The following is a 25,158-nucleotide window of genomic DNA, read 5'->3' as shown; positions in this document are numbered from 1 at the left end:
AATCAGCATAGGGCGAAATGTTCAATGTTAAGCGTTAAATGTAAGCCTCGAATTAACACTTAACAAACTTTTGTAAAACAGCCACTTTACTGAAAAATAAGGGCTAGCCAGCTTAAAACAACAAATCCCCTTTCGGATGTCCATTCATCTGAAAGGGGATTGTTTTTTATAATCTTGCCATCCATCTTGCCAATAATACTTCATGGACAAGGAAAACCCCATCATCTTCAATGACAAGCTCTTGCTTTTGGAGAGACTTGATGGCTGTACTCACAGTGCTTGTCGCCCCTAATCGATATTTATTGATAAATTCCTTCGAAAGTGGATTCCTCAATGGTTCCTCTTTGGCTATAGCCTGAAACACTTTCCACTGCGTCTTTGTCAACATTTTCGGGAAATTTGCGAAAATCGCTTGCTGTTGTGCCAAAATATCAGTCTTCACCCGTTGAACATCCGCAACCTTCACTTCTTGACACTGGGCGTAGAGGTAGTTGCAGATCAGTTGGATCGTATAAGTCTGCCCTCTCGACCAGTCCAAAATTGATTTGACAATCTCCTCTGAAATCACCTTTCTCTTTGCTCCAAAATGCGCCTGAATAAAAGGATTATACTTATCAAAAGGAATTGGATCCAGTGAAAGCAATTGCGCACTGAGATAAAAGGGCCTGTTTTTCTCCAAAAACATCTCCGACATCATTCCCCTGTGGCTTCCAGAAAATATAAACCTGATGCTGGGAAATTTTTGAACCCAAGTCCTGAACATTGCTTCTGCATTCGACTCACTATAGGTAGCCACCTGCTGAAATTCATCAATCGCAACTACAACCCTTTTCTTCCTCTGATCCAAAAATTCTCCCAAAGCGTGGAGTGATTGCTCTTCGTTGCCTGAAGAATTCAATCCTAAGTTCAAAGCTGGAGTACCTGATATGGGATCAAAACTGATTGTCGCCCCTATGGAAGAAATCAATTTTTGGATAGTCGCATTGATGCCGGACTTGTTCTTTCCAAAACGTTCAAAAACAGCACTTGACAATTCCTTAATCGCATCTTCCATAGATATGGCTCCCAAAAAATCAACATATAAGGTCTCATAATCCCCCGAGTCTTCCAATTCTTCAAAAAAACGATGCACCAAAGCTGACTTACCCAACCTTCTCCAAGCATACAAAACCACATTTCTGCCATTTTTGATGTGTTCCTGAAGGGCTATCAGGTCATCTTCCCTGTCACAGAAATAAGCTTTTCCATGATAAGTATTCAAAACAAAAGGATTGTCAGGCTTTTTCATTAGGCTAATTGTTTATATTCTTGCTTCCCAATATTTTATACATCGGATTTCAATTTCATTTAGATAAGACCTATCACGTTTTCTGCTGAAATTAACCGATGTGCAGAATTTATAAAAAAGCATTTATCAAGATTTAAACCTTACAGGTCTCTGGCATTAATTTATAATTAGCAAACTCATTATTCCGTACTTTACGTTACGTAAAATACGTAACGTAAAGTACGGAATAAATTCACATTTAACAAAACCAATCATAAAATCCTTTTAGTATTTATTCTTCTTTTTCATCAAATTCGGGCATGAAGAAACTTGCATTCCTTTTTATTGTACTCTTGAACTTCAACGATATAATGGCACAAAGTCAATACGAGACCCTTTTCGAGAAATCCAAAGGGCAGAAAACACCAATTTACTCAGAAGTAATTGATTATTTTGACCAATTAGCCAAGGATTTTGAGACTGTAAAAATGGTGGAAATGGGTATTACCGATTCAGGAATGCCATTGCATGTTATCAAGTATGATGCACAAAAAGAATTTGATCCGAAAATCTGGCATCAAAATAACAGACTCGTGCTCTACATCAATAATGGGATCCATCCAGGCGAGCCAGACGGCATTGATGCTTCCATGATGTTTTTGAGGGATATTTTATTGGGAAAAATAGATGTCCCAGCTGATATCGCCATAGCCATCACGCCAGTTTATAACATAGGTGGTCACTTAAATCGAGGCTCCCACAGTCGGGTTAATCAAAATGGTCCGGAAGAGTTTGGCTTCAGGGGAAATGCAAGAAACTTTGACCTCAACAGGGATTTTATCAAAGCAGACACCAAAAATGCCCGTTCATTTCAGGAAATATTCAGTTGGCTGAAGCCACAGGTATTTATAGACACCCATGTAAGCAATGGTGCGGACTATCAACATGTGATGACCTTAATCTCCACGCAGCATGATAGATTGGGTGGGGAATTGGGAGCATATTTAGAAAAAACATTGAATCCTGCACTTTATGAAAGCATGAAGGCCAAAGATTTCCCTATGATTCCTTATGTCAATGCTTATGGAAGCAAGCCGGAAGATGGCTGGCCACAGTTCAAAGACATCGGTAGATACAGCAGTGGATTTGCGGCTTTGTTCAAGACTTTGAGCTTTATGCCAGAGACACACATGCTCAAGCCTTACGATCAAAGAGTAGCCTCCACCTATGAATTATTCCTGAGCTTTATAGAAATATTCAAGACAGATGCTTCGAAAATCGTCGCCATGGCAAAAGCCGACCGAGAAAAAGTCGCTGAACAGGGCAGTTTCGGGCTCAACCACACATCCGATAGAAGTACATACAAGCTAATGGAATTTCACGGATATGAATCAGGACAGAAGCCATCTGACATTTCGGGACTGCCAAGACTTTACTACGATCGAGACAAACCCTTTTCTACAGAGATCAAATTTTATGATGCTTATCAACCGGGATTGGTTCTCGACAAACCAGAAGCTTATATCATTCCCCAAGGATGGCATACAGTCGTTGACAATTTGAGAAGAAATGGTGTGCAAATTCAGGAGTTGAATCAAGACAGCAGCATTCAGGTATCCGTTTATCATATCAAAGATTTCCAAACTGGACAGCGCCCATACGAAGGACATTATTTACATACAAATGTGACCGTAGAGAAATCAACTGCCAAGATGGATTTTAGAAAAGGTGACTTTATAGTTCATATGAACCAAGAGTCCAACAACTATATCATTGAGGTATTGGAGCCTGAGGGAGAGGACAGCTTCTTTGCCTGGAACTATTTCGATACAGTTTTGCAATCCAAAGAGGGTTATTCTGCTTATGTTTTTGAGGATTTGGCTGCAGAATATTTATCACAAAATCCATCGATAAGAGCAGCACTGGAAAAAGCTAAAGCAGAAAATGAAGAATTGGCAAAAAGCGCATCGGCACAGTTGCGGTGGGTATATGAAAACTCTCCATGGAAAGAAAAAGAGCATAACAGGTATCCTGTGTATAGGGTAGAGTTTTAGTTTAACTCTAAATTATATAAAACTAACCATAAAAAAGTTACGTCTTAATATTGTAAAAAAATGATTTTAAATCCTTAATTTTAATGTTATGGAGGATGTCTTGAAGAGAATTAGTATAAACCCACAAGTTTGTCACGGTAAGCCGACAATTAGAAATAAAATGTATACCGTAGAATTGATATTAGATCTTCTTAGCTCAGGGATGACGGAAAATGAAATACTTGATGACTATCCAGCACTTGAAAAAGAAGATATCATAGCCTGTTTAAAATATGCTTCTCTTTTAACCAGGGCTAAATCATTTAGCCATTCTGCATGAAATTTTTACTTGACGCACAACTCCCGCCTTTGTTTTGCGAAATATTAAAACAAAAAGGTCATCATGCTATTCACGTTTTAGATTTACCTAATGGAGATGAAAGCTCAGATATGGAAGTTGCCAATTTTGCAGATAGACATCGCCTAATCCTTATTTCTAAAGACTCGGACTTTCATCATTCCCACATCCTATTGAAATCCCCAAAAAAACTATTAATAAATTAGTACTGGAAACATCAAAAATAGATTTCTATTCGATTTGGTTCGACAAAATATAGAAAAGATTGAGAAGCTTTTTGAAGAATCTGACTATCTGGAACTATCATTGCACGGATTATTTGCCCATGAAAAATAAAAAACAATCCCCCTCATTTTTAGAAAAACTTCAAAGCAAATGGAAACTCAAAAGCCTGAAGCAAGTCCTCTTGGTTCTGTTGGTATTTGCATTGACTGGGTTTACGATATTGTTTATCAAAAAACCAATTTTTGATTTGTTGGGAATCAGTATGGAGCGTGGGGGATTTTGGAAAACTGTCCTCTACCTTCTCCTCGTACTTCCTCTTTATCAGCTTGTCCTTTTGTTTTGGGGATTTGTTTTGGGACAATTTGATTTCTTCTGGGAAAAAGAAAAACAGTTCTTTAGAAGAATCTTCGGGAAAAAGAAAAAAGAATGAATTTTACCAAAATCAATCTTTTCAAAAAAAACTCCACCCTCATGAGCTTCGCAGCACTTGATTACGTAAATTTGCGGACAATTTTAATTCAGAACCATAACTTGTAATGGCAAAAAAGAAAGGTAAGTCCCTGGAAGAACACGAAAAGCGCAAGCTCAACAAAGAAAGTCTAGGGAAATTGGGAGGAGTCTTTAGGTTTATATTGCCTTATAAATGGACATTTATCTTAGGTCTCTTGTTTTTGTTGCTGTCAAGTTTGACACTCCTGACTTTCCCATACGTCGCAGGTAAATTGATCGATACTGCCTCAGGAAAATCCTGGTTGGTAAATGACATCAATGGAATCGCATTTTTACTTCTGGGAATTCTATTGGTTCAAAGCATATTTTCTTTCTTCCGAGTTTGGTTGTTTGCGAAGGTTTCGGAAAGAAGCATGCGCGATGTGAGGATTTCGCTTTATAGTCAGCTGGTCCAATTACCAATGACATTCTTCGATAAAAGAAGAACTGGGGAGCTGATTTCTAGGATTACCGCAGATGTAAGCATGCTGCAAGATACCTTTTCCACGACCTTGGCAGAGCTTTTCAGGCAAATCATCACCTTGGTAGCGGGCGTAATATTCCTGATGGTCACTACTCCAAAACTAACCATCTTCATGTTGGCTACCTTTCCTGTTTTGGTGATCATTGCGATAGTTTTTGGGAAATTTATCAGGACATTATCCAAACAGGCACAAGATGAATTGGCAGCAGCAAATGTCATTGTGGAAGAAACATTGCAGTCGATCATGACTGTAAAATCTTTTGCAGGGGAGGATTATGAATCCAACAGATATAGAAATGGCCTCAATAAAGTGGTAAAAGTCGCTTTGAAAGCTGCTGGTTTTAGAGGGGCATTTATCTCATTTATCATCTTTGCCCTCTTTGGCGGGATTGTAGCTGTGATGTGGTATGGAGCGACTTTGGTTGCTTCCGGTGCGATGAGCGTTGGGGATTTGGTGTCATTTGTATTGTACACGACATTTATTGGAGGATCGATTGCCGGACTGGGAGATATCTATGGACAGATCCAAAAGGCAATCGGATCGTCTGAGCGGGTATTGGAAATCCTGCAGGAATCTCCGGAATATTCCACTGCTGACTTCCAACAAGTACCAATGAGGGGAAATGTCTCCTTCTCCAATATAGGCTTTACTTATCCTACCAGACCTGAAATAGAAGTGCTCAAAGACATCAACCTGAGCATTGGCGCTGGGGAGAAAGTCGCTCTGGCCGGACATAGTGGTGCAGGGAAATCAACCATCATCCAACTTTTGCTCAATTTCTACCCTACCAACAGAGGTACACTTACCGTAGATGGGAAAGCTGTGGGAGAATGGAACCTCAAACAACTCAGATCAAATATAGGTATTGTTCCACAGGAAGTTCTACTTTTCGGTGGAAGTATCAGGGAAAACATCGCATATGCAAAACCTGATGCCACAGAGGAAGAAATAATAGAAGCTGCCAAAAAAGCCAATGCTTGGCAGTTTATAAGCAAATTCCCCGAAGGTTTGGAAACAACAGTTGGTGAAAGGGGAATCAAACTCTCTGGGGGACAGCGTCAACGTGTTGCCATCGCAAGAGCCATTTTGAAAGATCCAGCAATCTTGATTTTGGATGAAGCCACCTCTTCACTTGATGCCGAATCTGAAAGCTTGGTACAGGAAGCTTTGGACGAACTGATGAAAAACAGGACTACGATTATCATTGCCCACAGACTGTCTACCATCAGAAAAGTGGATAGAATCTATGTCCTCAAAGACGGAGAAATAGTGGAAGAGGGTACACACGAAAATCTTGCAGAGCAAGAAGATGGTTTTTATGCCAACTTGGTAAGGTTACAGTTTGCGGAATAAGTTTAACTGTGGTGAGGCATTTGAAATACATTCTAACTTTTCTATTCCTAGCATATGGAGAAATTGCGCTTGGTCAAGCCAAGTACTCATTAAACATAGAAGCTGGCCATCTCCAGTTTAGAAATACGCTATTTGATGTAGATCCTGGACCAAATTGGAAAGGTCATGATCTTTCTGGTCGAAACGGTTATGAACTGTCTGTCATCAATGGGATTATCCTTCGAGAAAAACTCAATGTTGGTCTAGGCATCAGTTATAATGGTTTTTATGCTGCCTCTTCACCAACCTACCATGGCATAGCCGCATTTTTTAATCTCGAATATGCGAATTACATGAAAAAAGTATCTCCTTTGATCAACCTGAAATTGGGAAATGGGCATCTCTGGAATCAATATGAAAATGGTGCAAGAAACTTCTATGGAGAAATTACGGCTGGCCCAATGATCAAGCTCTCACCAAAAGTCCAATTGTATGCAAAAACAGGCATAATGATCCAACAACAAGCCAGCTTAATTCCTATCCGGGTTGGTGTACGGTTTTGAAATTAAACATTTTTTTTTGCCGTAAGTTATTGTTATCAAAAAAACACCCAATTGATATAATGAATCAAAGTATTGAAAAACTGATGAAGGCCATTGAGCCTTATAGAACTGCCCTTTTACAGCACCCAATTTATAATGACCTCAAAACCCTTGAAGACTTCCAAGTATTCATGGAACAGCACGTCTATGCCGTATGGGATTTTATGACCTTACTCAAAGCCCTACAATCGAAACTGACAGGCACAAGTATCCCTTGGGTTCCTTCCAATGAGCCAATGGTCACAAGATTGATCAATGACATCGTTCTTGCTGAAGAGAGCGACGAAGATGGACAAGGAGGATATTGCAGCCACTTTGAGTTGTACTTGGGAGCTATGAAAGAAGCTGGGGCAGGTACAGGCAAGATAGAACGTGTTATAGAAGAATTGAGAACTGGACAGTCATTTGATGAAGTCGTAGAAAGTCTCGATCAGCCAGATTCTGTCAAGCATTTTCTAAGAACAAACTTTGCAGTGGTGCAAGCAGGGAAGCCTCACCAAATAGCGGCATCTTTCACATTTGGTAGGGAAGAGTTGATTCCAGACTTGTTTCGACAATTGGTGAATGACCTTATCAAAAGCAAACCGGGCGAACTGGAAACATTGGAATATTACTTCGAAAGACATATCCATTTGGATGAAGATCACCATGGTCCACTGGCGATGAAAATGTTGGATCACCTTTGTGGAAACGATCCTGTAAAGTGGGAAGAAACCAAGTATGCAGCCATAGAAGCTTTGGAAGCTAGAAAAGTGCTGTGGGATGGGATTCATGATGCAGTAAGAGTTAAAGTTGCTGCGGAAAGCTAGAGTCTTTAATGTCAGCTAAATATCCAAAGGAAAGTTTTGCTAGCTTCAATTCACCAATTATTATAATTTTCGGTGAATTGATTCACCAAATTTCATTAAAATTGATGAATTGAAAAAATTCTTTAGGCGCTAGCCTTTCAAGTGGGCAGTGAGGTCAGTTATAATGAAATCGCCCAGTTAACGGGAGTGGATAAAAATACAGTTTCAAAATTTGACTAAAAAACAATACCCCTTCCGAGATTCGGAAGGGGTATTGTTTTTATGATTATCTGCTTTATCACCTTTTTTCGTAAGCTGGCCTTTTTGGCTTGCTAAAGGCATCCTTACTATTTAAAAGTCTCATGACTTCTTGGATAGCTGCTTCCAGCTGTGCATCTTTTCCATTGGCAAGACTACTAAAATCCTCCACAACTTCAATATCAGGATCTACTCCATGCCCTTCCTTGAACCAAGTCCCATCGGGATCATACATCCTAAAAGTAGGCACAGTCACAGATCCGCCATCAATCAAAGCAGGAGCTCCGGAAATCCCTATCAACCCTCCCCAGGTTCTGGTACCGATCAAAGGTCCGATTTCGCGCTTTCTGAAATAATCAGGGAATGCATCTCCCCCTGAACCAGAGAAACCATTGATAAGCATCACTTTTGGACCAAAGTTGCCAGAAGGAGGCCATGCCCAGTCTTCACCATCCCTCACAGCCCAGAAAGCCAAAGGACCTCTATCTAATAATTCGACAAACCTATCTGGAATCTGTCCGCCATTGTTGAAACGCTCATCAATGATAAACCCTTCTTTATTCATCTGGCCATAAAACTGACGGAACAATTCATTCTGTCCATCCACACCTGTACTTGGTACAAAAATATATCCGATTTTCCCATCTGTAGCTTCTTCTACACGCTCCCTGAATCCATTGATCCAAGCGAGGTTTCTAAGTCTAGCCTCCGAAGAAAGTGGCTTCACCAATACTTTCTTTGCACCTGACAGATTTGGCTGACTGTTTACAGTAAGCTGCACAGTCTTGTTTGCCAATCCCTGCAATGCCGCAAAAATAGATTTTTCCGAATCCAATGCCACACCATTCACTTCCAAAATATAATCTCCCTCTTTCACATCTACCCCAGGTTTTTGCAGTGGTGATCTCACTTCCAAATCCCATGGTGCACCAGCAACGATTTTTTTGATCCTGTAAGCATTATTTTCGAAGGAAAAATCAGCTCCCAAATAACCAACATTGATACTGCTGGCACTTTCCATACTGCCTCCACTCACATAGGTATGGGAAGCATTCAGCTCAGCGATCAAATTCCCAATGATATTATTGACATCTCTTCGGGAATTAGCCTGTGCTACCAAAGCACCATATTTCGTTTTCATACTTTCCCAATCTACCCCATGCATCGTTGGGTCATAAAAATAATCCCTCTCCAATCTCCACACCTCATTGAAAATCTGCTTCCACTCCTCCGCTGGTACTACCGAAATCATCATATCCTTTGTAGGAACAGGCTTGTCCAATTTCTGCCCCGGAGCAGGATCGATTACTGCCAACTGACCTCTTGAACTCACCAATAATTTTTTACCATTGGCGGCAAGTTGGTAGCCATTGATACTTTCGATGATAGTCTTGGTCTCTTCTTCCTTAAAGTCATAGAACTCAAGCTTTGTTTTTACATCCGAAGCACTTCCCGAATTCGGATACCGAAGGAAAAGCAACTTTCCCTCAATAGATGCAAGTGACACAATATTTCCCGAAGGAACATCTAACATCTCCAGCCTATTCTCAAAACCTTCAACTTCAAAATTGATTTTTTCAGGTTTCTTATCTTTTTCTTTGTCCTTCCCTTTATCAGCTTTCTTTCCGTCCTCTTCTTTTTTGCTGTCATCCCCATCTTTTTTCACTTCCTGAGCATCATTTTTCAATGCAATAATGGAAGGAACTGATTTGGCCACTGTACCTACAGCAATCTTGGTAGTATTTGGATAGATAAAAGTATTGTCCAAGTCCGAATAGACTGGATTAAATGTCCTATTGGTAGTGAAGAAGACATATTTCCCATCTTCACTGAAGACAGGGGAATTGTCAGAATAAAATCCGGAAGTTATTTGGCTTACTTTGTTGTTGGCAAGCTCATAAAGGTAGATTGCAGATGTAGCCCTGTTTTCTTTGGACATGCTATACACCAAGTACCTGCTATCGGGAGACCAATTGACTTCAAAACCTTGAAGGTTTCCTTCAAACATATATTTCCCCTTGTCAATAGACTTGACTGATCCAGTAGCCGCATCAATCAACAAAACATCCATCGCTTGATTGATTGTCACGATTTTTTTGCTGTCTGGTGACCAGTATATATTGTAGTAAAAGCCCTTTTTGAAAGAAGTAAGCTCTTTTGTGGTCTTGTTTTCAAGATCTTTGAGTGCTAGTTGGTATTCGCCGGAAGCATCAGACCAATAAGCCAAGTACTTGCCATTTGGTGACCAAGCAGGAAAGCGCTCTGCAACCCCACTGCTGGATGTTTCATTCACAATAAACCCATCTACAGCAGGCAGGTTAAATACATCACCACGAGCAGATACCAGTACCCTTTTTCCATCAGGTGAAATTTTGGCTGATTGGATGTCTTTGGAAGCGTCTTTAAGTACAGGCATCAAGGCTTTCTGATCCGAAATAACCTGAACAGCCACTTCCTTGGTGCTTCCTGAAGCAATATTGTAGAGATGAAGTTTCCCTCCCGCTTCAAATACGATTTCTTTGTCACTGTTAGAAGGAAAAGTAATGTCGAAATCCTTGAATTCGGTCAGCTGTTGCTGGGATTTGGTGTTCAAATCATACTTCCAAAGGTTGTTTTTCCCTTCCGGTCCTTGATCGGACATAAAGTATATTGCATCCCCAATCCACATAGGAAGCTCATCATTGGCATCATTGGAGGTGATATTTTCGGTTTCGAAATTTTCCAAATTGAAAACCGTAATATCAGGTGCTGTTCCTCCACGGTATCTCTTCCAGTTACGATTCACCCTACTTCGATCTGTGTAAGCGATAGACTTCCCATCAGCAGAAAAGGAAGCAAACTCACCATAAGGAATTGGGAGCTTTTCAGGAAGCCCTCCTGTAACTGGAATGGTATAGAATTGTGAAAAACGTTCCTTACCACTTTCTCTTCCAGATGAAAAAAGGATCGAATTGCCATCAGGTGACCAGTCCAATACAAGGTCAGACATACCATGGTAAGTCAACCTATTTGGAATCCCTCCAGTGGAGGGGATGACATAGACATCATAGTTTCCATTATAATTGGCTGTGAAGGCGATTTGGCTTCCATCAGGAGAGAATTTAGGATACATCTCTGGCCCTTCTGGTGAAGTCAAGCGCTGGGCAGTGCCTCCTTCTTTTGGTACAATCCAAATATCATCTCCGAAACAAAACACAATTTGCGTCTCAGAAACATCAGGGTGATGCATCAATCTTGCATCCAATTGCGCCATTGCCGAAACAAAAGGCGATAATGATAGAATCAATAATAACAGTTTTTTCATTCGTATTTGGGTTAAATGGAGCACACCTTCCAAGATATTGGAGCTTAGCGGTGTAAAATTAATATAATGATTATTTGGGCTTCAAATTACAGAATTTGATTCAAAATAACTCTGAGACATGGGTAAATGAACATTTAGAAGCAGTGAGAATTTGATGCCAGCATTAACACAACATGCATTATATATTGATTTCCAATAACTTAAAATTACAACTAAAGAGCCTAACCTTTGGTTTGGGATGAAGATGTACTTCAATCGAACATATAAGCGATCAGTAATGAACAATGTCCGATTGGAAACAACTTTCTCCCTCTCAATCTATAGTTATCCTCACAAATCCCAATTCATCGTCTATATTTTCATAAAGCCAAATGGTATTGTCGAGAAAGAAATGTCTTGGTGGCTCCTTGGTATAATTCTCCAATTTTGTTTCTTTGATGACTTTCAGGTTTTTGTCAATGACAGTCAAAAAAACTTCTGAATTTAAGAGTTTTGGTTCTCCATATTCATTTAATTCTTCTCCATACCTATTTTTATATGACAACCTGATAAATTGCTGTGAAATTGGATCCCATATTGGATCCATAAAGTTAATGGATTCAAAAAACTTTCTTCTGTAAACCAAACCTTCCTCTGTATCCGCTGTTGGTGGCATTTTGGTTTCATTTCTATTGCCCGTAAGCTTGCTATCCCAAGGAATCAAATAGAGTGAATCAAAGGACATATCATATACATAGGCTTCATTGAAAGCACTGTTGGTCATAATAATTCTTCCTGAATTGACAGTTGGAAAAGGAACAATGCCAAACCCACCACCAGAGGTAAATTCCATATTAAACTCACTAAACTTTTCTGTTTCGGGTAAAGGAATCTTTTGATAAGATTTATTTTCCAAATCAAACTTCATAATAAAAAACTCCCTTGGCGTATTCTTTATAAAAACGCCAAAAATCAGGGATGGATCATCTGGATGTTCGACCAATCGCATCGGAAATGATTCTGCTCCCTTGATCTCTTGTGGGCCAAACTTATCCAAATCTAAATCTTTGACTTTTTTACCAGTCTGATCAAAGACTGCACTAAGCCCATAAGACCAAATCATAATTTGATCTTCAGGAGTAAAAGAATAACCACCAATATATGACCCCATTCCATTAGGTCCTTCTCTCTCAAATTGAAGTGTTTTTTCTAAAGTCAATGTTTCTAAATTGATCTTATCAAATTTTGATTGATTGAAAATATAGTTGAATAGATATTTGCCATCATTAGACAGCTCTGGATAGCTCAAGCCATATTGAAGGTCAATAATTCCATCACCAGCATCCACCACCACTGTATCCTGGGTTAGGTTAAATTCAAAATCCCCGACAGACTCTTTATTCTCAGAGGTACAGGCAGCCAATAATGATAGGCCAGAAAACAATCCTAATGCAAATTTTTTCACCTTATATTAGTTTATGGTTATTCTTACAAAACCCAACTCGTCGTCTATATTTTCATATAGCCAAATGGTATTGTCAATAAAGAAATACTTTGGTGGCTGTTTGGTATAATTTTCAAGTTTTGTCTCTTTCACTATTTTCAGGTTTTTGTCGATGATGGTCAAAAAAACCTCTGAATCAAGTTCTTTTGTATTTCCATATTGATCCAACTCTTCCCCAAACCTACTTTTACTTGACAGCCTAATGTATTGTTGAGTAATAGGATCCCAAGAAATGGGCATAAATTTGATTGATTCATCAAACTGCTTCGCGTATTCATTTGCTTCTTCCATTTGTACCTTTTTTGGAAGTTTCGCCTCGTTTTTATTACCTGTAAGCTTGCTATCCCACGAAATCAAATAAAGAGAATCCAAAATCATATCATAGACATAAGCTTCATTGAATCCACTGTTAGTCAAAATTATTTTTTCATCTGCTATTGTGGCCACCGGTGGAGGCCCGAAACCACCCGCAGGTCTTCCGTCAACCTCAATTTCCATTCTAAATTCATTAAGCTTCACTGTTTCAGGTAAAGCTATTTTTTCAAATGTTTCACTCTCTATATCAAACTTTATCAAAAAATATTCATAATCCGACCATTTTACATAAAGACCAAATATTATATTTCGATCTTCTGGATGCTCAACCAAGCGCAAAGGCAGAAACCCTGAACCACTGATTTCTTCCCCAGCTATTTGGTCGAGCTTGAAATCTTTCACTTTTTCTCCAGATTGATCAAAAATAGCATTGATCCCATAGGACCACATCATGATTTGATCTTTAGGAGTCAAAGAGTATCCTGCAACATATGTCCCAATACCATTCGGCCCTTCTCTCTCAAATTCAAGGGTCTTTTCTAAAGTCAATGTTTCTAAATTGATTTTATCAATTTTTGGCTGCATAAAAACAAGGCTATACAGGTGTTTACCGTCACTTGAGAGTTCTGGAAAGCTCAGCCCATCTTGCAGGTTGATAATACCATCTTTTGAATCCACCACCACTGTATCCTGGGTTAGGTTAAATTCAAAATTCTCCGAAGACTCATTTTTCTCAGTAGAGCAAGCGGCTATAAATGCCAGCCCTGAAATCATTCCAATTATTAATTTTTTCATTGTAAGTTAGTTTATGGTCATCCTCACAAACCCCAACTCATCATCTATATTTTCAAAAAGCCAGATTTTCCCGTCTTTGACAAAGTGCTTGGCAGGTCTATTCTGGAATTCTGGGATTTTTGATTCTGCTATAAGGTTAAGATCTTCACCATAAATGCTGAGAAAAACTTCCGCATCAATTGGTTTATATGCGCCATAGTCGTACTTCTCTTCACCAAAAATAGTTTTAACAGCAAAACGATAATACCGCTTATTTTTTTCATCCCAATTAAAAACACCAAAGTTGATATCCTCTTCTGATAGTCTAGCAGTCTCCCACAGTTTTTCATAATCAACTTCTTTTGGATATTGGGACATCTTTTTGTCTCCAACCAATGGGCCGTCCCAAGTCTTATATGATAAAGAATCCGTGGCCATATCATAGATATAAGCATGATTATAAGCGTTTGTTATAATGATTGCTTTATTCTGATCGACAGTATATTCTACATCTTTATTTAAGCGCCCAACCTTGGAACCATTCAGTAAAATCTCTGCATAAAATTCAATGGATTTATTTATTTTTGGGAGATCTATTTTTATAAAGCTGGCATCGGAAAAATCAAAAATCAGGAGATTTAATGTGTTGGTATCCCATTCATCGTATAATGTAAGAAACTTATCGGGTTCATTTGGAAATTGGGTGATTTGAAACAACTCAAAATCTTCAGGAAAATCTGCATCTTTCAAAATACTTTCTATAGATAAATTGCGAAGAAGCTTACCTTGATGATCCCAAATCCCCTTTTTTTCATAAGACCAAAATATGGAATTGCCTTCTGGGCTGCAATCAACGTGTCTTACATATGACCCCACACCATCAGGTCCTTCTTTTTCATACTTTATATTATCCACTAGCCGAAGCTCGTCAAGATCAATTTTCTCGAGGTAAAAGGCACTGCGATTCCAATTGTACAGGTATTTTCCATTACTAGAAAGATCTGAAAATAAAAGCCTATCATTCAGATGCAAAAACTCCTCCCCTGAATCCACAATGACTGTGTCGAAGGAATAAGAGAGTTCGATCTGTACCGTGATTTCTTTTTTTTCACCTTTTCCACAGGAATAGATAAAAAGACTAAGCACTAAAAATTTAAAGTTTCTCATCATCATTGTTTTTTAAGAGCTCTAGCTTGCTAGTTAATTTTTATCCTAACATAACCCAATTCATCATCCACATTGAGAAAACTATAAATCAAGCCGTCTTTGACAAATTGAGCTGCAGGTACTCTTTTAAAAACATCTGAAACTTCTTTTTCCCCCATCACTTCAAAGTTTTCGTTGATGATGCTGAAAAAAACCTTAGACTTTGAATTCTCATCGGCTATTTTGGGTAAGTTATAGGAGGAAAATCTGTAATACACACTGTTTTTATCATCCCACAATAATTTTGAAAAACTTACTTCCAAGAAGAATTTTTCAACTTCTGCCGTCATGGATTCTTGGGAAGAGACATCATTTTTGTAAGTCCCCATTTTCTCGTTTGCAGTAAGATTGCTGGTGATCATTTCAAATTTTAATGAATCAGTCTTAGAATCATAGATGTAGATATTATTGAAGGCATCTGACCAAAAAATAACTTTATCGTAATTTTTCTCCAATTGAAGACTTGGCGAAACCATGGACATGGATGTCCCACCATTTATTTCTGACTTATGTGTTATCCTGAAATTTTCCCTTTTGTCATACTCTGGCAACTCGAGCAATTGGGTAGTTTTATTTTTCAAGTCCACTTTCACTATATTGGAATTCAACCTTGTGAAATTGGTGATTCCGCAGTACATCAAATTTCCATCATCTGAAAAACCAAGTACTGACAAAGACCCCATTTCTTCGAGCCCTTCCTTTATCCAATCTTCATTTAATTTCAGCCTTTCTTGTACATTTCCTTCCAAATCAACTATTGTCACTTGGTTCCAATCACTCAATGCAATCAAGCTATCACCAACCATAAATGCTTGATAAGCGTTTTGCCCAACACCATTTGGTCCTTCTTTTTCAAACGCCCTCTTTTCTTCAAGTTCGAGTTTGTCCAAATCTATAATTTCCAAATTCGCAGACCTACCATGCCAGAAGTAAAGTTTACTTTGATCTGAATTTGTGGGAAAAGTAGAGTAACCAGTCGCAGCCATCAGGATTTCATCCTTGGAATCTACGACTACGGTATCCATGGATATTTTTATGTCATCGTAGGAATTACCGGAGGTTTCTACTTCCCTTCCACCACAAGAAGCTAAAAACATTAAAATGATTATAAGTAGGTTTTTCATCAGATGCTAATTTTTCTTAATTCAATTAATTTTCAGTCTGATAAACCCCAATTCATCATCGATATTCAAGTAACAGTATATCAGACCGTCTTTCACAAATTTGGCTGTTGGTATTGACTTAAATACCTCAGATGTTTCCTTTTCTCCCACTACGTTATAATTTTCATCGATGATGCTGATAAATGTTTTGTACTTAGTATCCTCATCAGCAGCTTTTGGAAGTTGCTGATACGCAAATCTGTAGTAAACATGGTTTTTATCATCCCAAAAAAGATTCGAAAAGCTTATTTCCTGATTGATTTTTGTCATTTCATCTCTAAAGCCTTCTTCAGATGATACTTCATTATGATACTTCCCCATTTTTTCATTTGGAAAGATGCTGTTGGTAATCATTTCAAACTTCAAAGAATCAGTCTGGGGATCATAGACATAAATATTGTTGAATGCATTGGTCCAAAAAATGACTTTATCGTAATTTTTTTCCATTTCTAAATTTGGATGGTTCATTGACATTCCTCCACCTTCAAATGTCATTGTAACCCTAAAATTTTCCCTTTTATCAAACTCTGGCAATTCAATCAACTTTGTATCCTTATGCTCCAGATCTATTTGGACAATGTTGGAATTTAATTTTTCAAAATTTGTAATACTGCAATACATCAACTTGCCATCATCAGAAAACCCCCTTAAACTTAAAAATTCCGATTCATTTATTCCTTCTTTCATCCATTCTTCATCCAGCTTGATCCTTTGCTGTACATTCCCATCAAAATCAGCCAATGTTACCATATTCCAATCAAAAAATGCGATCAAATTATCATTGATCAGCATTGATTGTTGGTATTCATTTTTTCCAACCCCATTTGGACCTTCTTTTTCTAGAAGTTTTTTCTCAAGCAATTCAAGTTTTTCCAAATCTACAATTTCCAAATTGGACGACTTGCCATCCCAAAAAATCATTCTGCTTTTATCGGAATTGTAAGTCTGTGCATAGGAGCTGGTCGCAGCCATCAGGATTTCATCTTTCGAATCTACGATTACAGTATCCATTGATATTTGAATGTCGTCGTAGGGATTACCGGAGGTTTCTGCTTCCCTTCCTCCGCAGGAAGTCAAAAAAGCAATGCTAAGAACAAAAATCAGTTTCTTCATATGAGGTTGGTTTATGTTTAAACTCGTTAAATCCCGAAATTGACTCAGTCCAAACTTTACCCTTTCAAATCAACTAAATCGAAAGTCCCACCAAACACTAAACTAAATCACCCTCCAATATAAACTACGATTATAAAAAATCATATAAATTTTGGTTTTATTAACATAATAGTCATTTCTTTTTTACCTAAAATTCAGGTAATTGTGACGGATGTATTAAGGTGTCTTTGTTCTTGCATCTTTGATCTTATGCCTCAAGTCTCAGTTTGATCTTTGTCTTGCCTCATATATTGATTCGTCCCTCATCCTTCCAATCAAATCTAAAATCCACCCTCTAAAAACTTAAATTCTAATCCAAGTAATACACCCTTTTCACCCTACTGCTGATATTGGTGAGCAACTCGTAGGGGATGGTTCCAATATTTGAAGCAAGCTCTTTGAGGGAAATGCCAGGCCCATAGATCAGTACTTCATCACCTTCTTTGGCATCAATCCCATCGAGGTACACCATACACATATCCATACAGACATTTCCAATGATGGGCGCCCTTTTACCATGAATCAGCACAAAACCATTTCCATTGCTAAATCTCCGGTCGTAGCCATCTGCATAACCTATTGCAATTGTGGCTATTTTCCCTTTTTTGGACATTTTCCCCTTTCGGCTATAGCCAACAGTCTCGTCAGCATCTAGTTCTTTGATCTGCGAAATTGTCGTTTTGAGTGAGGAGATAGCCCTGAGTTTCTGATCAAAAATCCCATTCACTTCTACTCCATATAACCCTATCCCCAATCTCACCATATCAAATTGGAAATCCGGATACCTGATGATACCGGCAGAATTGAGAGCATGCCTCAATGGCTTGTAATCCAAAAGCAAATTAACCCGCTCGCACATTTGGGCAAAAAGTGACAATTGGCGCTTTGAAAAATCTTCATGTGTCGCCTCGTCAGCTCCCACCAAATGGGTGTACAAACTTGCTATGATCAATTCTGGAAACTGCTGGGTCAGTACCTTCAAATCACCCAATTGCTGCTGATCAAATCCCAATCGATGCATTCCTGTATCCAAATCCAGGTGAATCTTCATCGATACTTGGTGAGCACGACAATATTTCCCCAATTGGCTATAAAAAAGAGGGCTGTAAACAACCGGTTCCAAATTATGCTTTTCCAACAGATAAAAGGATTCCTGTGCGGGATTGAGTACCATAATCGGCAAAGCAATCCCTTCTTCCCTTAACGCCACACCTTCGTCTGTGTAGGCTACTGCCAAATAATCAGCCCGCAACTGCTGCAGATGATTGGCGATTTCTGTAGCCCCTCCACCATATGCGAAAGCCTTTACCATCACCATCAGCTTGGTTTGTGGATGTATTTTGGTTTTATAAAAATTGTAATTGTGTGTCAAGGCATTCAGGTTGATTTCAAGAGTCGTACCATGGATTCTTTGCTGCAGCTTGTTGACGATCCTTTCGAATCCATAAACCCTTGCACCTGTCACCAATATCAAATCATTGTCAAAGCTATCTTCCTGAAGTTCTGAGAGCAATGCTTCCGTATCTTTATAAAAAACAGCATCGCAGGACAACCCACCCTCCAAAGTCTGTATGGTTTCCCCAACCCCAACCAACAGATCGATCCCATAATGCTTGATTAGCTCTGCTACTTCTTGGTATACTTCTCCCGGCTGTCCCACCTGCATAAAATCAGAAAGGAATATTACTTTCCTGTTCTTAGGCCTCTGGGCAGCCATAAAGTCAAGCGCCAGTCTTAACCCAGCCAGATCGTTGTTGTAGGTATCGTCAATAATCAAGGATTCGTTGTAACCTGACTTCAAGGTCAAGCGCATATCCACAGCTTTTAGATGATCCAAGCCAGCCTGGATATCCTTAGTCTGCATTCCAAGTGTCAGTGCTGCGACGATCACATGGCGGATATTCTCCAATGAAGCTACATCCGAAAAAGGTACAGAGAAGGTGAACATTTCCATATCCGGTTTGATCAAAAGGATTTTTGTTCTTTCCTGATCCCTCCTAATGGTCAATGTATAATCTGCACCGGGCTGATCTGACCAAGATATCAGCCTATCTGTTTCAAATTCAGACTCCAAAAACCCCGAAACCTGGTCATGCTCTTTTCTATAAATGATGTACTGGGAATCTTCAAACAACAATGCCTTTTCCCTCAATTTCTCATCTGTAGATGAAAACCCTTCTTCATGGGCCGTACCTATATTTGTGAAAACACCAATATCAGGCTTGATAATGCCTTGAAGGATTTTCATTTCCCCAACTTTAGAGATTCCTGCTTCCAGAATTGCCACCTGGTGGTATGGAGATATCCCAAAAACTGAAAGTGGAACTCCGACTTGGCTGTTGTAGCTTTTCGGACTCTTGGCTACAGCATATTTCTGTACCAATACCTGGCCTAGCCATTCTTTGATGATCGTTTTCCCATTGCTCCCAGTGATGGAAATCACTGGGCTATGGAACAAATCTCTTTGAAATGCAGCTATTCTCTGTAATCCTTCCCGGGTATCCTCTACATAAACCAACTCCAATTTACCCAGTAGATGTGCAGGTTCTTGATAAGACTTATGAACCATAAAACAGCTCACACCAAGCTCATAAAGTTCGGGTATAAAGTCATGCCCATCAAATTTTGCACCTTCCAGTGCAACAAAAAGTGTTTGCTCTGGCTGTATGATTGTCCTGGAATCAATGATTACATGATGTATCATAACAGATGCTGCGCTAGATTGATGCTGATCACCTACTATTTTTCTGATTTGCTCTGTACTGAGTGCTTGGATCATGATATTTAAGTGGGGGATTTTGATGAACCTACTTACTTTTTGAAGAATACCTGCTTGATCCATCGAGGTAGGAATATGGCTCCCAGGATCAGGTATGGATAATAGGACAGCATCCTCCAAAGGATGCTTGTCACGAATGTATAGCCACCCAAAAACTCGGTGAAAAACTGGGCAAAGAAGAACTCTGCTGTTCCGCTACTTCCCGGCGTTGGTGAAATCATCATGACAATCCACATAATCACTTGCCGTGCAAACACAATCACATGCTCAGTGACACTCAAAGTTTCGTATGCAGCCACAAGGGCATTCAGCATCAGGTATCTTGAACTCCAAATAAAAACAGTCACAGCAATGATGGGCAGCCAATAACTCCAATTTTTTCCTTTTAGCTCCTTAGATGCTTCGATAATCTGGTTTCCGTATTCATTGGCAGAATGCTTCCATTTCAAAAGCCACTTGATGGAATAGACTTTCAACAAAACCCATTTGAACACCCTTGGCCTATAAAACAGTGCTGCTGCCATGACGACTGAATACAGGGCATACAAACCGTAGCTACTCCAAAATAGAATCTCCAAACTCCTCCCAAGCTTCATCTCCATGACCCTACTTGCAGGAAAAATATTCCCTTGGGCAAAAAACAAAATAATCGGTGCCCCAATGACAAAAAACAGATTGTCCAATATGGCTGTCACCATCACGTAGGCGATAGCTTTTCCCAGCTTGATCCCTTCTTTGTTCAAGATAAAAATCGCAACTGCAGTGCCTCCCACTACAGAAGGTGTCACCGCTGAGGCAAATTCCCATAAAATAATGACGTAAATGGCACGAGTCCAAGTAAGTTCTTTGTCTGTGATGGCCCTGATCCTGTAGATATACCCCAAATCCCTGAAAAATATGACAATTATTGCTATCAATATCGCCCCAAAAGAAGCATCAAAAACACCCCTTAAAGTTTTTGCATTCACACTCGGATCCAGATAGAACATCAGGAATACGATCCCCAGACCAATAATGACCGGAACCCAAACCTTATTTGGATTGAGTGTTTCAAAAATCTTCTTGTTGTCTAACTTCATAAATTAATCCACAGCTATCGGCTCTGTTTTTTCTACCCAAAAATTATTAAACCCTTCTCCTATCTTGATTGTAACTACAGCGAGTTGGAGAAGTTCCAAAATGGCCAAGAAAGTATAGATTACAAAAATTTTATCCGGTTTGTAGCTAATGAATTCTGTAAAGGGAACCCGATCCCTAAAGCTTATTTTGTCCATCACAAAATCCTTTTGCTGCTCGATGGAATAGGGATATTGTATCACGGTATGTTTGGTCTCATCCACTCTGGAAGAGAACTTTGCCATCACTCTTTGGTATACTTTCAACAACTTGTACAAATCCAAATCCTGCATTTCGGACTCTACATCATCCACCTTGGACAACTGTTTTAATTCAGCCGTTAAATTGCCCCTCTTTTCTTTTGCCAGTTGATTTTCCTCCAAAGTAGATAAATCACCTATGACGGATTTGTATTTTTTGTATTCCAAGAGATGTCTGATCAATTCCTCTCTGGGATCTACCTCTTCACCGAGCTCATTGATCTCCGGTCTTGGAATCAACATTTTGGATTTGATTTTCATCAATGTAGCCGCAAAAAGGATAAACTCGCTTGCGACTTCCATCTCCATTTTTTCCAAATGATGGAGATAATCCAAAAAATCTTTGGTAATCTTGAAGATGGGAATATCATAAATATCCAGCTCATCCCTTTCTATAAAGAAGAGCATCAAATCGAACGGTCCTTCGAAAAGTGGTAATTTGATTTCGAAACTCACTGGATACTATTTATTTTATCTTAATTTTGCAGCAATAAAGCATTCAAAGATATCTAATTTAATGCTAAATTAAACCTCTGTTGAGATAAAAGCTTATTAACATGACGCTTTGGCTTGAATCTTGACTGGTTCAAAACAATAGCACATGATTAGAGTTTATCATTTTTACAAAGACAAAAAAATCTATAATGATCATTAACCCAGGTAAATTGCTCGCACAGATCGACTCACCAGCCGATCTCAAAAAATTTTCCAAGGATCAACTTGTCCAGATAAGTGATGAACTTCGTCAATTCATCGTCGACAATGTTTCAATCTATGGAGGACACTTTGGTGCGAGTTTGGGTGTGGTAGAATTGACTGTGGCACTACACTATGTGCTCAATACCCCTGAAGACCAGCTGGTCTGGGACGTAGGGCATCAGGCATATGGCCACAAGATCCTCACTGGGAGAAAAAACCAATTTCATACTAACAGGATTTATGGCGGTCTTTCCGGTTTTCCAAAAAGAAGTGAAAGTCCATTCGATACTTTTGGGGTAGGCCACTCAAGCACATCTATTTCAGCTGCCCTTGGAATGGCTATGGCTTCCAAGTACAAAGGAGATAAGTCAAAACAACATGTGGCAGTCATAGGAGACGGATCTATGACTGGAGGGATGGCTTTCGAAGCCATGAACCATGCAGGTGTATCAGATACCAATTTGATCATCATCCTCAATGATAACTGCATGTCTATCGACCCAAATGTGGGCGCCCTAAAAGATTACCTGACGGATATCACCACCTCAAGGACATACAATAAGGTAAAAGACGAAATCTGGAATTTACTTGGTAAATTCAGCAAATTTGGATCTTCTGCCCAAGAAGTGATTTCCAAAGTAGAAGGAGCTATCAAATCCACAGTCTTAAACCAAAGCAATTTATTCGAATCCCTTAATCTCAGATATTTTGGTCCTGTGGATGGCCACGACGTCAATCATTTGGTTGAGGTACTTTTTGATCTGAAAAATATCCCCGGTCCCAAGATCCTACATTGTGTTACTGTCAAAGGAAAAGGCTATGCCCCTGCCGAAAATGGCAATAAAACCACTTGGCATGCACCGGGGTTATTTGATAAGGTGACCGGCGAAATTTATAAAAAGAAACCAACAGCGCCCCAAGCGCCAAAGTACCAAGATGTCTTCGGCCATACTTTGGTGGAATTGGCCAAAGAAAACGATAAAATCATGGGCGTAACCCCTGCCATGCCATCAGGGTCTTCCATGAATATCATGATGGATGAAATGCCAGACAGGGCTTTTGACGTAGGTATTGCTGAGCAACATGCTGTGACTTTTTCCGCTGGATTGGCTACGCAAGGACTGATTCCCTTCTGTAATATTTACAGTACATTTATGCAAAGAGCCTATGATCAGGTTGTGCATGATGTTGCGTTACAAAACCTGCAGGTTGTATTGTGTCTAGACCGTGCAGGATTTGCTGGTGCTGATGGCCCTACACACCATGGCGCCTATGATATACCCTCTTTCAGGTGTATCCCTAATATGGTGATCTCTGCACCGATGAATGAAGAGGAACTGAGAAACCTGATGTTCACTGCCACGAAATACCAGGGACCATTTTCTATCCGCTATCCAAGAGGACAAGGTGTAATGCCGGAGTGGAGAACCGCCATGAGGCAGATTCCGATAGGGCAGGGAAGGATTATCAAAGAAGGTGAAGAAGTTGCTATCTTGACGATAGGACATATTGGAAATTACGCAGTGGAAGCATGTGAGTCACTTGAAAAAGAAGGTCTAAATCCCGCCCACTATGATATGCGCTTTGTCAAACCCCTGGATGCTGATTTGCTACACGAAGTCTTTGGGAAGTTTAAGAAAGTAATCACTGTGGAAGACGGAGCGCTGATGGGAGGTTTTGGATCTGCAGTTGTAGAATGGATGTTGGATCAAGGCTATTCGGCACAGGTAAAAAGACTTGGTATTCCAGACAGAGTTGTAGAACATGGAGAACAGATCGAGCTGCATAGGGAATGTGGCTTTGATCCGGAAGGTATTGCAGATGCAGTGAGGGAAATAGTAGAGATTCAGGTTAAAAGGTGATTTTGATAGATATTTTAAGAGAAGCCTTGCTGTAAATTCAGCAAGGCTTTTTTATTTTTACTGTATGATCAGATACACCAAACAAGGCACTGGAAAACCAATCATCTTTCTTCATGGATTCTGTGAAACAAAAGAAATGTGGAAAACTTTTTCAGATCAACTTGCCAATAATTTTACAATCTATTGCCTTGATCTTCCAGGTTTTGGTGAATCAGGTTTAGCGAGCAAGCAAATAAGTCTCGAAGAAGTCGCTGTAATTATCCATGACTGGATGGAAGAACAGAAAATCCAACAGCCAACCATCATTGGCCATTCGCTTGGCGGATATGTTGCTCTGGCTATGGCAGAATTGCTTGGTTCGGAACTGGCGGGAATCGGACTGTTTCATTCTACTGCATTTGCGGATGACGAAGAGAAAAAACATACGAGAAATAAAACCATCGCATTTATCAAAAAACATGGTGTGGAGAAGTTTATAGAATCCTTTGTACCACCCTTGTTTGCTGCCCAGCATCAAGAAAGGTTGGAAGAGGAAATAACAACTTTGATCCAGTATGGGAAAAAGACCGCAATGGAAACTGTCTTAGCCTACATTGAAACCATGCGTGATCGAAAAGATAGATTTGAAGTGTGGAAAACTTTCGGTGGAGCTAAATTGATGATCGCAGGCACTTTGGATCCTGCTATAAGCATCAAGGCGAGCCAACAACACAAACCTTACACAACTTCCTACTATGAATTAAATGGAGTAGGCCATATGGGGATGTTTGAAGAGAGAGAAAGTTGCTTGAAGATAATCAAGGCTTTTTTGACTCCACAGTAGTATTAGGCATAGAGGATGCGGTGGTTTACAGTGTTTTCATCAAATGAATACCCTAATTTCATCCGTGAACATCCCCACAATCCGTGTCATCCGTGTTCTATAGTCAAGGAACGCTGATGACGCTGATCTGACTGATTTTCGCGGATTATTGATGATGCCATAATACCTTTCTTCTACGTATTCCTTTGGCTCCACTGTGTATAAAAACAACTAAATTATTTTGGCTTAAGACCGCCAAGTTTGGTTTCGCCTAAAGGCGACTAAAGTACATCTGAGACTTAGTGTCCTCCTATGTTGAAAAACAAGCAAAAGGGCTAAAATTTCACATAACTATTCCACTCTGTTTCTTTTTTCTCTTAAATGCATTCTCAGTTTTGATAGACTT

General features: G+C 39.4%; 19 protein-coding genes. 9 read left to right on the top strand and 10 right to left on the bottom strand.

Annotation, left to right across the window (positions count from 1 at the left end):
• Nucleotides 1-166: 166 nt before the first annotated feature.
• Nucleotides 167-1,288 (bottom strand): AAA family ATPase, encoded by a 1,122-nt coding sequence (locus tag ACFSKL_RS09795; RefSeq protein ID WP_376885790.1) that lies wholly within the window; start codon nt 1,286-1,288, stop codon nt 167-169.
• A 299-nt stretch (nt 1,289-1,587) separates the two neighbouring features.
• Here ACFSKL_RS09795 and ACFSKL_RS09790 point away from each other — a divergent pair, with 299 nt between their 5' ends.
• From ACFSKL_RS09790 to ACFSKL_RS09760, 7 genes are all read left to right on the top strand, one after another.
• A complete protein-coding gene (locus ACFSKL_RS09790) occupies nt 1,588-3,321 on the top strand; it encodes a M14 family metallopeptidase (protein WP_376885789.1) in 1,734 nt (577 codons plus the stop codon).
• A gap of 88 nt (nt 3,322-3,409) precedes the next feature.
• On the top strand, nt 3,410-3,640 hold the full coding sequence (locus ACFSKL_RS09785; protein WP_376885787.1) for a DUF433 domain-containing protein: 231 nt from the start codon (nt 3,410-3,412) through the stop codon (nt 3,638-3,640).
• On the top strand, nt 3,637-3,864 hold the full coding sequence (locus ACFSKL_RS09780; protein WP_376885786.1) for a DUF5615 family PIN-like protein: 228 nt from the start codon (nt 3,637-3,639) through the stop codon (nt 3,862-3,864). Before ACFSKL_RS09785 ends, ACFSKL_RS09780 begins: the two co-directional genes overlap by 4 nt.
• 119 nt (nt 3,865-3,983) lie before the next feature.
• Entirely contained in the window at nt 3,984-4,313 is a 330-nt protein-coding gene (locus ACFSKL_RS09775) for a DUF6787 family protein (RefSeq protein ID WP_376885784.1), read from the top strand.
• A gap of 106 nt (nt 4,314-4,419) precedes the next feature.
• Nucleotides 4,420-6,210: an ABC transporter ATP-binding protein gene (locus ACFSKL_RS09770; protein WP_376885782.1), complete on the top strand. Its 1,791-nt coding sequence runs from the start codon at nt 4,420-4,422 to the stop codon at nt 6,208-6,210.
• A gap of 20 nt (nt 6,211-6,230) precedes the next feature.
• On the top strand, nt 6,231-6,752 hold the full coding sequence (locus ACFSKL_RS09765; protein ID WP_376885780.1) for a hypothetical protein: 522 nt from the start codon (nt 6,231-6,233) through the stop codon (nt 6,750-6,752).
• 59 nt (nt 6,753-6,811) lie between these two features.
• A complete protein-coding gene (locus tag ACFSKL_RS09760) occupies nt 6,812-7,600 on the top strand; it encodes a DUF3050 domain-containing protein (protein ID WP_376885778.1) in 789 nt (262 codons plus the stop codon).
• Nucleotides 7,601-7,877: 277 nt separating this feature from the next.
• Here ACFSKL_RS09760 and ACFSKL_RS09755 read toward each other — a convergent pair whose 3' ends face one another.
• From ACFSKL_RS09755 to ACFSKL_RS09715, 9 genes are all read right to left on the bottom strand, one after another.
• Nucleotides 7,878-11,141, bottom strand: a complete 3,264-nt coding sequence (locus tag ACFSKL_RS09755) for a S41 family peptidase (RefSeq protein ID WP_376885776.1) — start codon at nt 11,139-11,141, stop codon at nt 7,878-7,880.
• Nucleotides 11,142-11,454: 313 nt separating this feature from the next.
• The gene (locus ACFSKL_RS09750; RefSeq protein ID WP_376885774.1) at nt 11,455-12,585 is read right to left on the bottom strand and encodes a DUF4221 family protein; all 1,131 of its coding nucleotides are present in this window, start codon (nt 12,583-12,585) and stop codon (nt 11,455-11,457) included.
• Nucleotides 12,586-12,591: 6 nt separating this feature from the next.
• Complete coding sequence (locus tag ACFSKL_RS09745; protein WP_376885772.1) at nt 12,592-13,734, bottom strand: DUF4221 family protein; 1,143 nt, start codon at nt 13,732-13,734, stop codon at nt 12,592-12,594.
• 6 nt (nt 13,735-13,740) lie between these two features.
• On the bottom strand, nt 13,741-14,880 hold the full coding sequence (locus ACFSKL_RS09740) for a DUF4221 family protein (protein WP_376885770.1): 1,140 nt from the start codon (nt 14,878-14,880) through the stop codon (nt 13,741-13,743).
• A 29-nt stretch (nt 14,881-14,909) separates the two neighbouring features.
• Complete coding sequence (locus ACFSKL_RS09735) at nt 14,910-16,043, bottom strand: DUF4221 family protein (protein ID WP_376885768.1); 1,134 nt, start codon at nt 16,041-16,043, stop codon at nt 14,910-14,912.
• Between the two features lie 21 nt (nt 16,044-16,064).
• Complete coding sequence (locus ACFSKL_RS09730; RefSeq protein WP_376885766.1) at nt 16,065-17,195, bottom strand: DUF4221 family protein; 1,131 nt, start codon at nt 17,193-17,195, stop codon at nt 16,065-16,067.
• Between the two features lie 349 nt (nt 17,196-17,544).
• On the bottom strand, nt 17,545-20,013 hold the full coding sequence (locus tag ACFSKL_RS09725) for a bifunctional UDP-N-acetylmuramoyl-tripeptide:D-alanyl-D-alanine ligase/alanine racemase (protein ID WP_376886023.1): 2,469 nt from the start codon (nt 20,011-20,013) through the stop codon (nt 17,545-17,547).
• Nucleotides 20,014-20,045: 32 nt separating this feature from the next.
• On the bottom strand, nt 20,046-21,092 hold the full coding sequence (locus ACFSKL_RS09720; protein WP_376885764.1) for a lysylphosphatidylglycerol synthase transmembrane domain-containing protein: 1,047 nt from the start codon (nt 21,090-21,092) through the stop codon (nt 20,046-20,048).
• A 3-nt stretch (nt 21,093-21,095) separates the two neighbouring features.
• Nucleotides 21,096-21,845 carry a segregation and condensation protein A gene (locus tag ACFSKL_RS09715; protein ID WP_376885762.1) on the bottom strand — a complete coding sequence of 250 codons (750 nt, stop codon included), beginning with the start codon at nt 21,843-21,845 and terminating at the stop codon, nt 21,096-21,098.
• A gap of 188 nt (nt 21,846-22,033) precedes the next feature.
• On the opposite strand from ACFSKL_RS09715, the gene dxs reads away from it, so the two are divergent.
• Together dxs and ACFSKL_RS09705 are read left to right on the top strand one after the other, a co-directional pair.
• Nucleotides 22,034-23,950: a 1-deoxy-D-xylulose-5-phosphate synthase gene (gene dxs / locus ACFSKL_RS09710; protein WP_376885760.1), complete on the top strand. Its 1,917-nt coding sequence runs from the start codon at nt 22,034-22,036 to the stop codon at nt 23,948-23,950.
• A 64-nt stretch (nt 23,951-24,014) separates the two neighbouring features.
• Nucleotides 24,015-24,773: an alpha/beta fold hydrolase gene (locus tag ACFSKL_RS09705; protein WP_376885758.1), complete on the top strand. Its 759-nt coding sequence runs from the start codon at nt 24,015-24,017 to the stop codon at nt 24,771-24,773.
• Nucleotides 24,774-25,158: the final 385 nt, after the last annotated feature.

Source organism: Belliella marina, assembly GCF_042682445.1.
Lineage (GTDB): Bacteria > Bacteroidota > Bacteroidia > Cytophagales > Cyclobacteriaceae > Belliella > Belliella marina.
Note: the sequence above shows the minus strand (reverse complement) of the source record. Positions and strands in the feature narration are given on the sequence as shown.

Excerpts from the sequence above, each read along its gene's own strand:
- ACFSKL_RS09780 (WP_376885786.1), top strand. The coding sequence starts at position 3,637 with ATGAAATTTTTACTTGACGCACAACTCCCGCCTTTGTTTTGCGAAATA.
- ACFSKL_RS09725 (WP_376886023.1), bottom strand. The coding sequence starts at position 20,013 with ATGATCCAAGCACTCAGTACAGAGCAAATCAGAAAAATAGTAGGTGAT.
- ACFSKL_RS09740 (WP_376885770.1), bottom strand. The coding sequence starts at position 14,880 with ATGAGAAACTTTAAATTTTTAGTGCTTAGTCTTTTTATCTATTCCTGT.
- ACFSKL_RS09735 (WP_376885768.1), bottom strand. The coding sequence starts at position 16,043 with ATGAAAAACCTACTTATAATCATTTTAATGTTTTTAGCTTCTTGTGGT.
- ACFSKL_RS09775 (WP_376885784.1), top strand. The coding sequence starts at position 3,984 with ATGAAAAATAAAAAACAATCCCCCTCATTTTTAGAAAAACTTCAAAGC.
- ACFSKL_RS09720 (WP_376885764.1), bottom strand. The coding sequence starts at position 21,092 with ATGAAGTTAGACAACAAGAAGATTTTTGAAACACTCAATCCAAATAAG.
- dxs (WP_376885760.1), top strand. The coding sequence starts at position 22,034 with ATGATCATTAACCCAGGTAAATTGCTCGCACAGATCGACTCACCAGCC.
- ACFSKL_RS09795 (WP_376885790.1), bottom strand. The coding sequence starts at position 1,288 with ATGAAAAAGCCTGACAATCCTTTTGTTTTGAATACTTATCATGGAAAA.
- ACFSKL_RS09785 (WP_376885787.1), top strand. The coding sequence starts at position 3,410 with ATGGAGGATGTCTTGAAGAGAATTAGTATAAACCCACAAGTTTGTCAC.
- ACFSKL_RS09730 (WP_376885766.1), bottom strand. The coding sequence starts at position 17,195 with ATGAAGAAACTGATTTTTGTTCTTAGCATTGCTTTTTTGACTTCCTGC.
- ACFSKL_RS09790 (WP_376885789.1), top strand. The coding sequence starts at position 1,588 with ATGAAGAAACTTGCATTCCTTTTTATTGTACTCTTGAACTTCAACGAT.
- ACFSKL_RS09745 (WP_376885772.1), bottom strand. The coding sequence starts at position 13,734 with ATGAAAAAATTAATAATTGGAATGATTTCAGGGCTGGCATTTATAGCC.
- ACFSKL_RS09770 (WP_376885782.1), top strand. The coding sequence starts at position 4,420 with ATGGCAAAAAAGAAAGGTAAGTCCCTGGAAGAACACGAAAAGCGCAAG.
- ACFSKL_RS09760 (WP_376885778.1), top strand. The coding sequence starts at position 6,812 with ATGAATCAAAGTATTGAAAAACTGATGAAGGCCATTGAGCCTTATAGA.
- ACFSKL_RS09705 (WP_376885758.1), top strand. The coding sequence starts at position 24,015 with ATGATCAGATACACCAAACAAGGCACTGGAAAACCAATCATCTTTCTT.
- ACFSKL_RS09755 (WP_376885776.1), bottom strand. The coding sequence starts at position 11,141 with ATGAAAAAACTGTTATTATTGATTCTATCATTATCGCCTTTTGTTTCG.